The sequence below is a fragment of the Methylocystis heyeri genome, from assembly GCF_004802635.2.
In the GTDB taxonomy this organism is placed as follows: Bacteria; Pseudomonadota; Alphaproteobacteria; order Rhizobiales; family Beijerinckiaceae; genus Methylocystis; species Methylocystis heyeri.
The window spans coordinates 1,184,945-1,199,390 of record NZ_CP046052.1; the positions used below are offsets into that span (position 1 = coordinate 1,184,945).

Consider the following 14,446-nt stretch of genomic DNA (forward strand, 5'->3'; position numbering starts at 1 on the left):
CCGGCATTGAAAAGCGGAAGCGGGGATCGTGGCCCCAAGGCGTGATCAGCCCCCGTATTTCCTTTCTCCCGCAACCCAGGTTTCGCTCACTTTGATGTCGCTGAGCTTCTCGGGTTTCGTCTTGTAGGGATCGGCCTCCAGAATGACGAGGTCCGCCTCCTTGCCCTTCTCCAGCGACCCGATGCGGTCTCCGAGGCCGATCTGGCTGGCGGCGTCGATGGTCACGGCGCGCAGAGCCTGATCGAGCGTTACGGCCTGATCCGGCCCGATCGTGGAACCGTCGATATCGCAACGCCGCGTGACCGCCGTGCTCACGAGGGCGAGCGGCCCCGGAGGCGAACATGGCGAGTCCGTATGCAGGGAAAACGGCAGGCCGGCCTTGACGCAGGCGCCCGCCGGATCCGTGAACGCTGCCCGTTCCGGCCCGAAAATCAGGTCCCTGTAAGCCGCGCCATACAGGCGAACATGATTCATGAGGAAGCTCGGCTGGACGTTGAGCTTCTTCATGCGTTCGATTTGGTCGGGCCGGGCCATCGTCGAATGTTCGATGCGATTGACGCCGTTCGCGGTGGAACCGCCGTAGGCGGCCTCGATGGCGTCGAGCGAAATGTCTATCGTGTGGTCGCCGTTGCAGTGGATCAACACCGGCAGCCCGGCGGCCTTGATCTCAGCCACCATCTTTCGCATCTGCGCGGCGTCGTAATTGGCCGAGCCTTTGCTGTCCGTGTCGAGATAGGGCGAGGTCTGCGCGCCGGTCTCGGTCTGGTTGGAGCCGTCTCCGATGATCTTGATGCCGTAAAGGGAGAACAGCGAATTGGGCAATTGCGTCGCCTTCGCTCCGACCCCCAGACTGCGGTACGGGTCTATCCCCTTCAGGTCTTCATAGGCCAGGCTCGCGCTCGTGCGGCAGGCCGCCCGGCCGGAATATTTCGCGAAAGGCGCGATCCACTCCGAGCGCAGGGTTCCGGGTTCGTGTACCGCCGTATTGCCTAGGGCGGCGACCGAACGCAGGTAATCTCCGACGGCTTTGGTGGCGAGTTGGGGCGTAATCTTTGGAAAGGCGAGGAGAGCGAATTTCAGGAGCGCGCTCTCTTCATAGACGAGACCGTTCAGTCGACCCTTCTCGTCGCGCCCGAAATGTCCGCCGCCGGGGAGCATTCCGATGTTTTCGGGGATATTGGCGGCCTTCAGCGCCGCGCTGTTGACGCAGGCGTCGTGGCCGTTGGTGTACCAGACGAAGATCGGATGGCTGGTCGATATCCCATCCAGCTCCTCTCGCGAGAGGTCGCCCCCCTGAAGCAGGTTGTCGAAATTGGAGCACGCCACCCATTGGCCCGGAGGGGTGCGCGCGACAATGGCGCGAAGTTCGTTGAGAAGCTTGCCGCGCGTCGGAAATTTCGCATAGCCGACATCATTGAGGAGCTCGAAAATAAGCGCCGCGAGAACGGTGTGATTATGCGGATCGACGAAACCAGGCATCAGGACCCGTCCCCCGAGATCGACGACCCTGGTGCTTTTCGACTTCAAGCCGTCGATGGCGCTTTCGGACCCAAGCGCAAGAATCCGCCCGTCCTTGATCGCGAGCGCTTTTTGCGCAGCCGCTCCCGGAACCGGAATGATCTTTCCGCCTTTGAAGATGACGTCCGCGCCCGCTTCTCCCAGCAGCGCGGCGCGCGCGTCCGAAACCACGGCGGCGGCGCCGGCCGCGGCGACCGAATAGGCCATGAAACTACGCCTTGTGGCGCTGACGCCGCTCCGGCCGAAAAGATGTCGGCTGCCGCCTTCGATGAAGTCACTTTTCAGAACGAGGGGATTGAAACAGGCGCGACACATTTCTTTTCTCTCGATTCGAGGGCAATGTGGTCAAGGTAGAGTATCTTGAAAGGAAGATAAGTGGCTGCGTCGCTTTCGCGCAGGTTTTTTAACATGACTGGTCGTGAAGCCCGACTCTCGTCGCCCAGAAGCGGATTTTAACCCGGCGTTTATCGTGAATATTATGAAAGCAATTACCACGTAAATATACCAGTTTTCTCTTTCCTAACCACAGCAAATGCTTGAGATTTACGATAAATATTTAAAGGTTATCATCTGGACAGACATTTCCGGGGGACCGATAGCCGTGGCGAAGCCGCTTCGGCCCGGCCCAAACTGGTGCAGAAGTCGATGCGCAATAGAATTGTTTTCTCCACTCTGGGCGTCGTGGCGTTTTTCGCGGCGCTTCAGGCCCCGGAACAGGCTGTTGCGGGTTCCTGGCTCGCAAGCGCCTCCGACCAGTCCTCGCTCGAATCCCTTTTGCCTGTGCAGGCGCCGACCGCGCCGCAACCGCAGCCGCAAAGCGCCCTCGGCGGCGGCTTTCTCGAAATGCTCGTGACCGGCGGCGATCCCGGCCCGCGCTACGGCGGCCGGCGCTATGGCCGGCAGGTCGCCACAACCGCGGCGCCGGGTCAGATCGAAATGCGCCGGGAGGTCAGTCCTCTCTACCGGCGGCAGGTGGTCGAATATTCCGGCGGGCAGCCCGGTTCGATCGTGGTGGATACGCAAAACAAGTTCCTTTATTACGTGGAGAACGGCGGCCGCGCGATCCGCTACGGCATCGGCGTGGGGCGCCCCGGCTTCGAATGGTCCGGCGTCAAGACCGTCAGCCGCAAGGCGGAGTGGCCCGACTGGACGCCGCCCGCCGAGATGGTCGCCCGACGGCCCGATCTGCCGAGATTCATGCCCGGCGGGCCGGAAAATCCGCTTGGCGCGCGAGCCCTCTATCTCGGGTCGTCGCTCTACCGCATCCACGGCACCAACGAGCCCTACACCATCGGCCAGAACGTCTCCTCCGGCTGCATCCGCATGATGAACGAGGATGTCATCGATCTTTACGATCGCGCGAACGTCGGGACGCGGGTCGTGGTGCGGTAAAGGGCTTTTGCAGTAGAGGGTGAGGCGCGACGGTCTTTTCCCTTCAAAGAGATGGCCGGGCGCCCTTAGTCGACGGCCTCCGGCCGCCGTCGACCGGACAGTTGCAATCGGCGGCGCTTCGCGCGATAGCAGACATGGCTGATTATTCCTTAATGGAGGGGCCGATCCCTTGCCCAGCCTCATTCGCTTCTTCGTCACCGCCGGCCTACTCGCAGCCCTCGCCTATGGCGCGATGCTGGCGCTCGTCACCTTCGTCACGCCGCAACCCAGGGAAATGACCCAGACCATTTCTCCGGCCCGCCTCAACAAGTGATGATATTTTCAGCCAAGTAACCGGCTTTACGTCGTCATCGCGAGCGAAGGCGAAGCGATCCAGAGCAATGCCAGTCCCTCTGGATTGCCGCGTCGCTGCGCTCCTTGCAATGACGACGCGAAGCAATTCGCCGGAAGCACCATGAAAACGCGCCAGAGCGCTCTTCGCCTCCTCGATTGTTTTCTGGAAATGCTGGCCGCGGAGCGCGGGGCGGCGCTCAACACCCTGGCGGCCTATCGGCGCGACCTGACCGATTATATCGACCATCTCGCCAGGACCGGGCTCGATCCGACCGGCGCGACGACCGACGATCTCCGCGGCTATATCGCCGCGCTCACGCAATGCGGCATGGCCGGCGCAACGGTAGCGAGGCGCCTATCGGCCCTGCGCCAGTTCCATAAATTTCTCTATGTCGAGCGGCGCCGCGGCGACGATCCCGCCGCAGCGCTGGAGGGGCCGCGCCATATCAAGAACGCCCCCGGCGTTCTCTCGGTCGCCGAGGTCAACCGGCTGCTGAGCGTCACGCGCGAAGGCGTCGACGACGACAAACGCCCGCTCGGAGAACGCATGCGCGCGGCGCGGATGTATGCTCTGCTGGAGACGCTCTACGCCACCGGACTGCGGGTCAGCGAACTTGTGTCGCTGCCGAAAAGCGCCGCGCGGGCGCGCGATCCTTTCATCACGATCAAGGGAAAAGGCGGCCGCGAGCGCCTGGTTCCGCTGACCGGCCGCGCAAAGGAAGCCCTGGTCGCCTATCGTGCGCTTCTGGAGCAGAAAAGCCCCGCCCTCGCCGCGACGCCCTTTCTGTTTCCCTCCGACAGCGACAGCGGCCATCTCACGCGGCAGGCTTTCGCCCGCGATCTCAAAACCGCCGCCGTCGCCGCCGGCATCTCCGCGAGCGACATCCATCCACATGCCCTACGACATGCCTTCGCCAGCCATTTGTTGCAGAACGGCGCCGATCTGCGCGTGGTGCAGGAACTGCTGGGCCACGCCGATATTTCGACCACCCAGATTTATACCCATGTACTCGACGAGCGCATGCGCGCCATGGTGCGCGATCTGCACCCGCTCGGGGACGAGGCGTGAGATCTCAACGCAGAATATCTATAAATTACAATGTGATCAGGCGAGGGGCGCTTACCCTCCCCTTGAGGGGGAGGGTCGCTGCGCAGCAGCGGGGTGGGGTGATTTGCAACCCTGTTTTTGGCATTCGAAGCGGCGGTGAGCCTCGGACGGATGCTTCACCCTCGACGGGCGACCGTCACGTTGCATCCGCAGATGCGCTTCTTTCCATGTCGGCGGCTGAGCGGATTCTTGCGTCCAGTGAACGACCGACGCCTCGTCGCACCAATCGAGCAGTTTCGGCATGGCGGCACGGTGCGCGCCGGAATCCCTGAAAGACCTCATCGCGGATTCGTCCGTCCAAATCGAGCGGGTCCAAAAGACATTGCCTGCCTCACGCGAGACGCCGACGGCCAGATTGCCCCGCGCCCGCCGCGCCTGCAAAACCGACCAAACCGCCGCCGCGATGAATGCCGGGAGGTATCCCCACGACCTCAGGCGCAGGCGCGTGATCGATACGAGCGGCATGGGGTTCCTTAGTTTGGCCGGAGGAGTTTCGGGACCCATGGCGAGGGGCGGCTCTCCATCCGCGCGATTTAAAGAAAAAGCGTCTGTTTGACGGTCTCGCCGGCGAAGAAGATTTCAATCTCCAGCCTTTCCGGCTGGCTCAGCAGAGAGACGGCTTGAATCTCGCCGTCCTCGAAGCGCTTTTCTATAATGTCGCATGGCGAGGCGATCAAAGTAATCGCCCAGAAAGACCACAGGACGACGTAGCGGCTGGTTATGATTGGTGGCCCGGCCACCCATAGGACGTCCACAACGGAGTTGGATTCCGGACTTCCCAAGTCTACGACAACGACCTTATTCTCAAAAAGAATAACGAGCCCTTCCGATGAAGGACATTTCCAAAAGCCCGTATGCTCTCCCCCGGAGCCTTGCGAGGAAACCCCGATAGTGCAATTCGGCGTTTCCACAAGGCAGTGCGCCCTGGCGACGCCGACAGGGGAGCCGTCATCAGTAAAAACCAGATGAGTCGATGTGCTGATTTCGTCGAGGGAGCACCAGCGGGCGAACCAGTCGCAACTCATCGAATGCTCCTTATGGCGCCCCCTACTTCGCCTCGGCTAACCGCGCCGCATAACGCGCCATCAGATCGACCTCGAGGTTGAACCAGTCGCCGGCTTTTCTGGCGCCGATGGTCGTCACCGCCAGCGTATGCGGGATGATGAGCACGGAAAAGCGGTCGCCGTCGACCTCGTTCACGGTGAGCGAGACGCCATCCAGCGTCACCGAGCCTTTTTGCGCGATGAAGCGGGCGAGATCGTGCGGCGCCTCGATGACGAAGCGGGCCATGCCGTCGAAGTCTTCGCGCGAGATCACTTGCGCGGTCCCGTCGACATGGCCGGTGACGATATGGCCGCCGAGCTCGTCGCCGATCTTCAGCGCCCGCTCCAGATTGGCTCTCGAACCGACCTCCCAACGCCCGACCGTGGTGCGGGCGAGAGTCTCGGCGGCGGCGTCGATGTCGAAGATTGCGCCAGCGCCTTTTTGCTCCACCGCCACGACTGTCAGGCATGTCCCCGAGCAAGCGATCGAGGCGCCGAGCGCAATGCCCTCCGCAGGATAGGCGCAGGCGATGCGCAGCCGCCGCAGGGCGCCGCGTTCTTCTATGGCGATGACCTCGCCCATGTCGGTGACGATGCCGGTGAACATCTCAAGCGATCCTTTCCCGCCGCGTCATCAGGTCCGGCCCGAACTGGACCGTTTCGACCAGACGATAAAGCTTTTCATCTTCCAGCACCGCGGCCGCCGCCGGCCTCAGGGCGAGCCGCCCCGCCCCGCCGAAAGGCTTGCCGCCGGTGTGCAGAATCACCTCATCCGCGAAGCCCGCGGTGATGAGGCTTTCGGCGACGCGAGGTCCCCCTTCGGAGAAAACCCGCGTGACGCCCCTCTGGGCCAGCGCCTTCAGCGCCGCCTCCAGCGAGACGCGCCCCAGCATGTCGCTTGGAACCGCTATGACCTCGGCGCCGGTCGCCTGCCGGAACCTCTCGGCGGCGGCCGGATCGACGCCCTGCCCGGCTATGACCAGGGTCGGCGTCCGCCTTGCGGTCGAGCCGAGCCGCGACCGCGGCGAAAGCGTCAACTCGGCGTCGAGGACGACCCTCAGGCGCGTCTCGCTCTCCATACCGGGAAGCCGGACGGTCATCAGTGGATCGTCCTCGCGGGCGGTTCCCGCGCCGACCATGATGGCGTCATGCAGCGCGCGCTGCATATGGGTGTAGGCGTCGGCCAGCGGCCCGGTGATGTGGAGGCGCGGATCGTGGAGCGCCCCGGCGGCGAAGCCGTCGGGCGTGCGCGCCAGTTTGAGCGTCACCATGGGCCGGTTTCGGGTCACGCGAAGAATATGGCCGAGATGCTCGCGTTTCGCCTCGCGCTCCAGCACGCGATGCGCAACCGCTATGCCGGCCTCGCGCAGCATGGCGAGGCCACGCCCGGCGACGCGCGGATCAGGGTCGTCGACGGCCGTGACCGCACGCGCGATCCCGGCGGCGATGATGGCGTGGGCGCAGGGAGGCGTTTCGCCGTGGTGCGAACATGGCTCCAGCGTCACATAGATGGTGGCTCCGCGCGCGGCCTCGCCCGCCTCGGCCAGCGCCATGGTCTCCGCATGGGGACGCCCGCCGGTTCCGGTATAACCCCTTCCGACGACGATCCCGTCGCGGACGACGAGCGCTCCGACCGCGGGATTGGGCGCGGCGCGGCCCATATTGCGCCTTCCGAGCGCCAGGGCCGCGGCCATGAATCTTTCGTCGTCGACGGAGATCATGGCGTCTTGCCGCCCCGCGCCGCATCCCCGGTCGGCTGCTCCGGCGCATCCGCGCGGGAGCTTTCGAGTTCGTCGATCAAAGCGCTGAAATCCTTGGCTTCGCGAAAATCGCGATAGACCGAAGCGAAGCGGACGAAGGCCACGGGGTCGAGCGAGCGCAGGCCTTCGATCACGAGTTCGCCGATTCTGCTGCTGGGGATTTCGGGATCGCCGGAGCTTTCGAGCTGGCGGACGACGCCATTGATCATCTGCTCGACGCGCTCGGGATCGACGGGCCGCTTGCGCAGCGCGACTTCGAGCGAGCGCATGAGCTTGTCGCGGTCGAAAGGAACGCGCCGCCCGGATTTCTTGATGACGACGAGTTCGCGCAGCTGCACGCGCTCGAAGGTGGTGAATCTGCCGCCGCAGACGGGACAGACGCGGCGACGCCTTATGCAGGAATTGTCCTCGGCGGGCCGCGAGTCTTTCACCTGCGTATCGGCCGAGCCGCAATAGGGACAGCGCATCTTCCGGCCTTTAATGAAGACGCCCCCTTCCCGCAAGGGAATGGGGGCGCTCAGAAGGGAGAATGCCCCTTATCAGTAGATCGGGAACTTGGCGGTCAGCGCGTGAACCTTTTCCTTCACCGCCGCTTCGGTCGCCGCATTGCCTTCCTCGCCCTTGGCGGAGAGGCCGTCCAGCACTTCCACGATCAGGCCGCCGACGGTCTTGAACTCCGCCGTGCCGAAGCCGCGCGAGGTCGCAGCCGGGGAGCCGAGACGGATGCCCGAGGTGACGAAGGGCTTTTCGGGGTCGAAGGGAATGCCGTTCTTGTTGCAGGTGATGTGGGCGCGGCCGAGAGCGGCCTCGGCGGCCTTGCCGGTGATCTTCTTGGGACGCAGATCGACCAGCATCAGATGGTTGTCGGTGCCGCCCGAAACGATGGCGAGGCCGGCGTCGACCAGAGTCTGCGCCAGGGTCTGGGCGTTGTCCTTCACCTGCTGCTGATAGGCCTTGAACTCGGGCTTCAGCGCCTCGCCGAAGGCCGCGGCCTTGCCGGCGATGACATGCATCAGCGGACCGCCCTGGAGGCCCGGGAACACCGCCGAGTTGATCTTCTTGGCGATGTCTTCGTCATTGGTCAGCACCATGCCGCCGCGCGGGCCGCGCAGGGTCTTATGCGTCGTGGTGGTGACGACATGAGCGTGCGGGAACGGCGACGGATGCAGGCCGGCGGCCACGAGGCCGGCGAAATGGGCCATATCGACCATGAAATAGGCGCCGACGCTGTCGGCGATCTTGCGGAACGCCTCGAAGTCCCAGATGCGGGAATAGCCCGAGCCGCCGGCGATGATGATCTTCGGCTTGTGCTCCTTGGCCAGCTTCTCGACCATCTCCATGTCGATGCGCTGGTCGTCCTTGCGGACGGTATAGGGAACCGGCTTGAACCATTTGCCGGACAGGTTCACGGGCGAGCCGTGGGTCAGATGGCCGCCGGCGGCGAGGTCGAGGCCCATGAAGGTGTCGCCCGGCGTCGCGAGGGCGAGGAACACCGACTGGTTGGCCTGCGAGCCGGAATTCGGCTGCACATTGGCGAAGCCGCAGCCAAAGAGCTGCTTGGCGCGGTCGATCGCCAGATTTTCGGCGATATCGACGAACTGGCAGCCGCCGTAATAGCGCTTGCCCGGATAGCCCTCGGCGTATTTGTTGGTGAGAACCGAGCCCTGGGCTTCCATCACCGCCTTGGAAACGATGTTCTCGGACGCGATCAGCTCGATCTCATGGCGCTGGCGGCCGAGTTCGAGTTCGACAGCCTTGAAGAGTTCCGGATCCGATTGCGCGAGGGGGGTGGTGAAGAAACCCGACTGGCTCATTATTTTCCTCTATGCCAAAAGGCGCGAAACTTGTGCTCCGCCGGCTGTTCGGCGCATGATGGCCAGCCGGTCCCGTGACGCGCATGAGTGAGGCCCTGCGCTTACCACGCTTGGAACAAGACGAAAAGAGCGCATCGCGACACGGATGGGGGTTGTTGCAGGCTCGGCTAAAGTTGACATGATTTTGCGGTTGGTTTTGGATCGCGTCGATTGAGCTGGAGCCGATGGAAACGGCATGACGGAAGAACCGCAAAATCTCGTGCTCGCCCTGCTGCGTGAAATGCGCGCAGAAATGGCGGACATGCGCGCAGAGATGGCGGACGTGCGCGCCGAGATGGCGACAAAAAGCGAACTCGCGGACCTTCGCTCGGAAGTGCATTCGTTGCGGGCCGACGTGGCCTCAGATCTCCTGACGGTCGAGAAGCGTCTGGCTGATCAGATAGTCGGGCTGCGGCGCGCGGTTATGGAATATCATTCCTCGGCCGTGGGCCACGGCGCGCTCATCAGCGAGCTGGAAGAACGGGTCCGACGCGTCGAGGAGCATTTGAAACTGCCTCCGCGAGACGCGCATTAGAGCGCGTTCGGTTAAAACTCGGTCGAACGCGCTCCAAAACCTATGACGGAGCATGTTCTTTTCCAAAAACCGGCTTCGCGCTTTTTGGGAACATGCCCTAGCCCCGGAATTCTCGCTGGCGGGGACTCCGCGCCGCCAGCGCTCCTGTCTCGAAACGTCAGTCGAAATCCTGCGCCAGCGCTTCGCGCATATTTTCCCCCAGGACCGCCATATGGCTGTAAGCCGGGTGGGAAATGCCCAGGATCGCCTGAGCCCCAGGCTGACGGAAGGCCGCGACCTGGGCCTCCGTAAAGGGAAAATGCACGAACTGCACGGAACTCGCCTTGCCCTCGGCGCTGGTGCGATCCTGATCGGTTTCCGGCTGCGCCGGGATCTTCTCGCCGCCGATCTGGAGAAAAACGGTATCCTCCACGCCGCCGAGACCGGCCAGAACGCGCGCGCGGCGCTGCGGGTCGTCGATCTCGATCATGAAGGTCGCCACCAGCTCACGCCCGCCCGGGATCAGCGGATTATAGGCGGCGAGCTCGTCCTTCAACTGTTCCTCGCCACCCTTTTCGATGTGCAGCATCTCCTGCACCTGGAGCCACATCGTATCGAAGCTCTCGAAATAGAAGGTGACATAGGGGCCGACCTCGACGCGCCGGTTCCGCTTGACGGCGGTTATCCGGCGGCGATGCTCCATGCGATTGCGAGCATATTCCGGCCAGGGCAGGATATCGGACGGCCCCAGTTCGCGCTTGCTAGACATTTCTTGCTCCAGACAGGCCCCTACTCGCCGTAAGCGCGAGCCAGCAGTTCGATCGGATGGGAAACGAGCTCGGGCTTGGGCGCGTCGCTCTCCATGCGCTCCACGCCTTGCGCCAGATGCATCCCAGCCAGCGGACATTCCGAAACCATGTATTTCTTCCCGGCGCCGGCGATCTGCCGCGCGGCCGGCTTGCCGACCTTCAGGGCGGTTTCGAAGTTCGAGCCCTTGCATCCCCAGGCGCCGCCATGGCCCGAGCAGCGCTCGATCACGGTGAGATCCATCTGTGGCGCGAGCCGCAGCAGATCGGCGCCCTTCTGGCCCATGTTCTGTGCGCGCGAGTGGCAGGAGACGTGGAAGGCGACCCCGCCGTCCAGCGGCTTCAGGCCCTCGGCGAGGCCTTCCTTGCGCGCTATGTCCACGACATATTCCGACAGATCGAAGGTGGCTGCGGCGAGGCGCTTCACATTTTCGTCGCGGGGAAGAATCAGCGGCCATTCGAATTTGAGCATGAGGGCGCAGGACGGAACCAGCGCCACGATGTCCCAGCCTTCGGCGATGTAAGGCGCAAAGCTTTCCGCGACGAGCTTCGCCGAGTCGGCGACTTCGCCGATCAGGCCCTGCTCGAGCTTCGGCATGCCGCAGCAATGGGGATGCAGAACCTTGGTCTCCACCCCGTTTCGGGCGAGCACGGCGAGCGCCGCCTTGCCGATGGAAGTGTCGTTGAAATTGCCGTAGCAGGTCGCATAGACGATCGCCTTGCGGCCTTTCGCCGGCGCGTTCTCGGCGCGCTGCGGCGGATTGGCCTGCGCTTCGGCTTCGAGCGTCTTGCCGGCGTATTTCGGCAGCGCCGCCTCGGGATTGAGGCCGAGCAGGCTGTTCAGGACGCCGCGAGCCGCCTTGTTGTCGGCGTCGGTCGCCCAATTGGCGAGGCCCGAGACGACGGTCGCGATCCCGCCGTTGAAGTCTGTCGCCGCCAGGGCGCGATCCTTCAGCTTCACGCCGTCGCGGTTCGCCTCCACGGCGCGGTACCGCAGCATGAGATGCGGGAAGTCCAGATTGAATTCATGGGGCGGCACGTAGGGGCATTTGGTCATGTAGCACATGTCGCAGAGCGTGCATGCGTCGACGACCGGCTTGAAGTCCTTGCTGTCTACGGTGTCGAGCTCGCCGTTCTTCGAATTGTCGACGAGATCGAACAGGCGCGGGAAACTGTCGCAAAGGTTGAAGCAGCGACGACAGCCGTGGCAGATGTCGAGCACGCGGCGCATTTCCGCGTCCAGCTTGGCCTCGTCGTAGTAATCGGCGCTTTGCCAATCGATCGGATGCCGCGTCGGGGCTTCCAGACTGCCTTCCCGCATCGTAGACCTGTCGATTTTCGAGAGAGTTGCGACCCTTCCCTTCCACGGGAGGGCGAGCGGCGCAGTAGTAGCGCCAGTTCTTTCGGGGTGCGCCCCCTCCCTGCACGCAGGGAGAGGGTGCGGATCGAAGGACTTTGTTTCAAAGTCCCTGGGGAACTCTTATTTCAGCTCGTCGAGGGCGCGCTGGAAGCGGCCGGCGTGCGAACGCTCGGCTTTGGCGAGGGTCTCGAACCAATCGGCGATTTCCTCGAAGCCTTCCTCGCGGGCGGAGCGGGCCATGCCCGGATACATGTCGGTGTATTCGTGGGTCTCGCCGGCGACGGCGGCCTTCAGATTGTCCGAGGTCTTGCCGATCGGCAGGCCGGTGGCCGGATCGCCGACGGACTCGAGAAACTCGAGATGGCCATGGGCATGGCCGGTTTCGCCTTCCGCGGTGGAGCGGAAGACCGCGGCGACGTCGTTGTAGCCCTCGACGTCCGCCTTTTGAGCGAAATACAGATAGCGGCGATTCGCCTGCGACTCGCCGGCGAAGGCGGCCTTCAAATTGTCTTCGGTCTTGGTGCCCTTGAGCGTAGCCATAGCCTGATGCTCTCCTGTTGGAAAAACTGAACCGGGACGCCCGCCGTCCGCCGAGCGGCGCGTTTTGGAGCGAACTGTCGAAAAAGTTGACCGACTTTTTCGATAGGAATTCGCCCCAATTTTTCGACTTTGCTCGATTTCTTGTCGATCGGACGAATCCGTCCGGTCGGAAGCCGCGCTGGCGTCGTACTTAGAATAATTCAAAATTCGCCGGCGCCAAGCCTTATCGCCACTTAATTTGCAGTGCCGACACGACGTCCGCTGTCAGCATAGCCCAAAACGATCCTTGCCGCGCGGGCGCTCGGCTCGGCCCCTGCGGAAAGGATTCTAGTGCGCAAGACCTTGAAAGCATTAAGTTGCGCCGATCGCGAAGGCCCTTCCCTGAGCACTGCCGACACGGCGTCCGCGAGCGCGCCGGGCGCAGCGGCGCCCTGAAAAAATTCCGGCACGGGCCGGGACCCGACGATCAGATTAGGCAGCACGATCGAATCGACGGTCACCAGAAATCTGAGCAGGCTCTCGATCGGCGCGACCCGGTAGCCCACCGCCATGGGCACGTCGGCGAGCGCCAGTTCCAGAGTTGCGACGCCGGAGGTGACGAGCGCCGCCCGGGCGGCGCGGAACGCCGAAAACTTTTCCTGCTGGCTCAGGAGGCGCGGCTTCACGGGCCAATGGGAAAGTTCTTCCCTCAAGACCGCTTCGACATGCGGCACCACGGGAATCGCCATGTCCAGCGCCGGGAATTCCCGAGCGAGAATTCCCGCCGCCTGTCCATAGACCGGCATCATCCGCCGGATTTCCGCGCGGCGCGAGCCCGGCAGAATCAGCAGCGGCCCCTCGGCGGGCTTTTCGACTCCGATCGGGGCCAGCATGTCGATGTGCTCGATCAACGGGTGACCGACATAATCGCAGGGCGGGCCCCCAAGGCGCGCCAGGGCGTCAGGCTCGAAGGGCAGCACTGCGAGCACATGGTCGACATAGGCGCGCATTCGCCGCGCCCTGCCGGGACGCCAGGCCCAGACCGTCGGACAGACATAGTCGACGATGGGAAGATCTGGCCGCGCGGCGCGCACTCTGCGGGCGACGCGATGGGTGAAGTCCGGCGCGTCGATCAGAACCAGGCAATCGGGCGGATCGGCGATGATCGCGCGGGCTGTCTCTTCGATGCGCCGGACGAGGCGCGGCAGCCGCGCCAGCACCGGCAGGAGACCCATCACCGCAAGATCGCCGAACGGAAAAAGGGAGTTCAGTCCCTCTCGCGCCATCTCCTCGCCGCCGACGCCCGAAACGACGACGTCGCCCGCCCTGCGCAGGGCGCGCATCAGAAGCGCGCCGAGGCGATCCCCGGAGGCTTCTCCGGCGATGAGGAAAATATGCTTCACCTCGAGGCAATCGCGCCCGCGCGCGGCGCGCACAGCGGGCGATTCGAGGCCGGGCGCAGGAAATCGACAAGCAGGCCGATATCCTCGTTTCCCTCATGCAGATCGGCGAGCGTTTCTATCCGCTCGGCGAGCGAAGCCGCCTCGCCGGTTTCGCGCCGGCCGAACAGAAGCCGGTAGGCGGCTTTGAGCCTCGATATCCGTTCCGGCGAAAATCCCCGCCTCTGCAAGCCGACCAGATTGAGGCCGAAGAGATGGGCCCGGTTTCCGGCCGCAAGCATGAAGGGCGCGACATCGCCCTCGACGCCGGACATGGCCGCGACGAAAGCGTGAGCCCCGATGCGGGCGTGCTGATGCACGGCGCTGGCGCCGCCGATCATGACGTGATCGCCGATTTCCGCATGACCGCCGAGCAGAACATTGTTGGAGAGCACCACGCCGTCCCCCAATCTGCAGTCGTGCGCGACATGGGAATAGGCCAGCAGAGCGCAGCGGTTTCCGATCCTGGTTTCAGATCCGCCGCCCGGTGTTCCGACATTGACTGTCACACCTTCGCGGATGATGCAGTCGGAGCCGATCGAGAGGCTCCCCGCCTCCCCGACGGCCTTCAAATCCTGAGCGGAAGAACCGACGCAGGCGAAGGAGAATATTCTCGTGCCGGGCCCGATGCGGGTCGCTCCGGTGACGATCGCGTGGGATGCGAGCTCCACGCCTTCGCCGAGTTCGGTCTGCGCCCCGACGACGCAAAATGGGCCGACGACGACATCCCGGCCGAGCCGGGCTCCGCTCTCGACGACTGAAGAAGGATGGACGCACGCCTCCATGGCGGTTCCCAAGCGG

The 14,446-nt window shown here is 63.8% G+C and carries 16 protein-coding genes; 4 read left to right on the forward strand and 12 right to left on the reverse strand.

What is annotated here, in order from left to right:
- Nucleotides 1–45: 45 nt before the first annotated feature.
- Nucleotides 46–1,725, reverse strand: a complete 1,680-nt coding sequence (locus H2LOC_RS05305; RefSeq protein WP_162009700.1) for an amidohydrolase — start codon at nucleotides 1,723–1,725, stop codon at nucleotides 46–48.
- Nucleotides 1,726–2,163: 438 nt separating this feature from the next.
- Between H2LOC_RS05305 and H2LOC_RS05310 the strand changes: the two genes are divergently transcribed.
- The 3 genes from H2LOC_RS05310 to H2LOC_RS05315 all read left to right on the forward strand — a co-directional run bounded on the left by H2LOC_RS05310 (nucleotide 2,164) and on the right by H2LOC_RS05315 (nucleotide 4,312).
- A complete protein-coding gene (locus tag H2LOC_RS05310) occupies nucleotides 2,164–2,910 on the forward strand; it encodes a L,D-transpeptidase (protein ID WP_136495438.1) in 747 nt (248 codons plus the stop codon).
- A gap of 169 nt (nucleotides 2,911–3,079) precedes the next feature.
- Nucleotides 3,080–3,223 carry a hypothetical protein gene (locus H2LOC_RS21485; protein ID WP_202620526.1) on the forward strand — a complete coding sequence of 48 codons (144 nt, stop codon included), beginning with the start codon at nucleotides 3,080–3,082 and terminating at the stop codon, nucleotides 3,221–3,223.
- Between the two features lie 141 nt (nucleotides 3,224–3,364).
- A complete protein-coding gene (locus tag H2LOC_RS05315; RefSeq protein WP_136495439.1) occupies nucleotides 3,365–4,312 on the forward strand; it encodes a tyrosine recombinase in 948 nt (315 codons plus the stop codon).
- Between the two features lie 51 nt (nucleotides 4,313–4,363).
- Here the strand turns inward: H2LOC_RS05315 and H2LOC_RS22065 are convergent, their stop codons facing one another.
- From H2LOC_RS22065 to glyA, 6 genes are all read right to left on the reverse strand, one after another.
- Entirely contained in the window at nucleotides 4,364–4,855 is a 492-nt protein-coding gene (locus tag H2LOC_RS22065; protein ID WP_425487321.1) for a putative quinol monooxygenase, read from the reverse strand.
- A 29-nt stretch (nucleotides 4,856–4,884) separates the two neighbouring features.
- Complete coding sequence (locus H2LOC_RS05325) at nucleotides 4,885–5,376, reverse strand: hypothetical protein (RefSeq protein ID WP_136495441.1); 492 nt, start codon at nucleotides 5,374–5,376, stop codon at nucleotides 4,885–4,887.
- A 22-nt stretch (nucleotides 5,377–5,398) separates the two neighbouring features.
- A complete protein-coding gene (locus tag H2LOC_RS05330; protein WP_136495442.1) occupies nucleotides 5,399–6,001 on the reverse strand; it encodes a riboflavin synthase in 603 nt (200 codons plus the stop codon).
- 1 nt (nucleotide 6,002) lies between these two features.
- Nucleotides 6,003–7,115 (reverse strand): bifunctional diaminohydroxyphosphoribosylaminopyrimidine deaminase/5-amino-6-(5-phosphoribosylamino)uracil reductase RibD, encoded by a 1,113-nt coding sequence (gene ribD / locus H2LOC_RS05335; protein ID WP_136495443.1) that lies wholly within the window; start codon nucleotides 7,113–7,115, stop codon nucleotides 6,003–6,005.
- A complete protein-coding gene (gene nrdR, locus H2LOC_RS05340; RefSeq protein WP_136495444.1) occupies nucleotides 7,112–7,621 on the reverse strand; it encodes a transcriptional regulator NrdR in 510 nt (169 codons plus the stop codon). Before nrdR ends, ribD begins: the two co-directional genes overlap by 4 nt.
- A 72-nt stretch (nucleotides 7,622–7,693) precedes the next feature.
- Complete coding sequence (gene glyA, locus H2LOC_RS05345; protein WP_136495445.1) at nucleotides 7,694–8,968, reverse strand: serine hydroxymethyltransferase; 1,275 nt, start codon at nucleotides 8,966–8,968, stop codon at nucleotides 7,694–7,696.
- 235 nt (nucleotides 8,969–9,203) lie between these two features.
- Here glyA and H2LOC_RS05350 point away from each other — a divergent pair, with 235 nt between their 5' ends.
- Nucleotides 9,204–9,542 (forward strand): hypothetical protein, encoded by a 339-nt coding sequence (locus H2LOC_RS05350; protein WP_136495446.1) that lies wholly within the window; start codon nucleotides 9,204–9,206, stop codon nucleotides 9,540–9,542.
- Nucleotides 9,543–9,699: 157 nt separating this feature from the next.
- On the opposite strand, the gene H2LOC_RS05355 is transcribed toward H2LOC_RS05350, so the two are convergent.
- From H2LOC_RS05355 to lpxA, 5 genes are all read right to left on the reverse strand, one after another.
- On the reverse strand, nucleotides 9,700–10,290 hold the full coding sequence (locus H2LOC_RS05355) for a DUF3501 family protein (protein WP_136495447.1): 591 nt from the start codon (nucleotides 10,288–10,290) through the stop codon (nucleotides 9,700–9,702).
- Between the two features lie 20 nt (nucleotides 10,291–10,310).
- The gene (locus H2LOC_RS05360) at nucleotides 10,311–11,648 is read right to left on the reverse strand and encodes a (Fe-S)-binding protein (protein ID WP_136495448.1); all 1,338 of its coding nucleotides are present in this window, start codon (nucleotides 11,646–11,648) and stop codon (nucleotides 10,311–10,313) included.
- Nucleotides 11,649–11,807: 159 nt separating this feature from the next.
- Nucleotides 11,808–12,227, reverse strand: coding sequence for a rubrerythrin family protein (locus tag H2LOC_RS05365; RefSeq protein WP_136495449.1), 420 nt, complete (start codon nucleotides 12,225–12,227; stop codon nucleotides 11,808–11,810).
- Between the two features lie 233 nt (nucleotides 12,228–12,460).
- Nucleotides 12,461–13,609 carry a lipid-A-disaccharide synthase gene (lpxB, locus tag H2LOC_RS05370; RefSeq protein ID WP_343040068.1) on the reverse strand — a complete coding sequence of 383 codons (1,149 nt, stop codon included), beginning with the start codon at nucleotides 13,607–13,609 and terminating at the stop codon, nucleotides 12,461–12,463.
- Nucleotides 13,606–14,430 (reverse strand): acyl-ACP--UDP-N-acetylglucosamine O-acyltransferase, encoded by an 825-nt coding sequence (lpxA, locus tag H2LOC_RS05375; RefSeq protein WP_136495451.1) that lies wholly within the window; start codon nucleotides 14,428–14,430, stop codon nucleotides 13,606–13,608. Before lpxA ends, lpxB begins: the two co-directional genes overlap by 4 nt.
- Nucleotides 14,431–14,446: the final 16 nt, after the last annotated feature.

Excerpts from the sequence above, each read along its gene's own strand:
- H2LOC_RS05305 (WP_162009700.1), bottom strand. The coding sequence starts at position 1,725 with ATGGCCTATTCGGTCGCCGCGGCCGGCGCCGCCGCCGTGGTTTCGGAC.
- H2LOC_RS05310 (WP_136495438.1), top strand. The coding sequence starts at position 2,164 with ATGCGCAATAGAATTGTTTTCTCCACTCTGGGCGTCGTGGCGTTTTTC.
- H2LOC_RS05315 (WP_136495439.1), top strand. The coding sequence starts at position 3,365 with ATGAAAACGCGCCAGAGCGCTCTTCGCCTCCTCGATTGTTTTCTGGAA.
- H2LOC_RS22065 (WP_425487321.1), bottom strand. The coding sequence starts at position 4,855 with ATGGGTCCCGAAACTCCTCCGGCCAAACTAAGGAACCCCATGCCGCTC.
- H2LOC_RS05325 (WP_136495441.1), bottom strand. The coding sequence starts at position 5,376 with ATGAGTTGCGACTGGTTCGCCCGCTGGTGCTCCCTCGACGAAATCAGC.
- H2LOC_RS05330 (WP_136495442.1), bottom strand. The coding sequence starts at position 6,001 with ATGTTCACCGGCATCGTCACCGACATGGGCGAGGTCATCGCCATAGAA.
- ribD (WP_136495443.1), bottom strand. The coding sequence starts at position 7,115 with ATGATCTCCGTCGACGACGAAAGATTCATGGCCGCGGCCCTGGCGCTC.
- nrdR (WP_136495444.1), bottom strand. The coding sequence starts at position 7,621 with ATGCGCTGTCCCTATTGCGGCTCGGCCGATACGCAGGTGAAAGACTCG.
- glyA (WP_136495445.1), bottom strand. The coding sequence starts at position 8,968 with ATGAGCCAGTCGGGTTTCTTCACCACCCCCCTCGCGCAATCGGATCCG.
- H2LOC_RS05350 (WP_136495446.1), top strand. The coding sequence starts at position 9,204 with ATGACGGAAGAACCGCAAAATCTCGTGCTCGCCCTGCTGCGTGAAATG.
- H2LOC_RS05355 (WP_136495447.1), bottom strand. The coding sequence starts at position 10,290 with ATGTCTAGCAAGCGCGAACTGGGGCCGTCCGATATCCTGCCCTGGCCG.
- H2LOC_RS05360 (WP_136495448.1), bottom strand. The coding sequence starts at position 11,648 with ATGCGGGAAGGCAGTCTGGAAGCCCCGACGCGGCATCCGATCGATTGG.
- H2LOC_RS05365 (WP_136495449.1), bottom strand. The coding sequence starts at position 12,227 with ATGGCTACGCTCAAGGGCACCAAGACCGAAGACAATTTGAAGGCCGCC.
- lpxA (WP_136495451.1), bottom strand. The coding sequence starts at position 14,430 with ATGGAGGCGTGCGTCCATCCTTCTTCAGTCGTCGAGAGCGGAGCCCGG.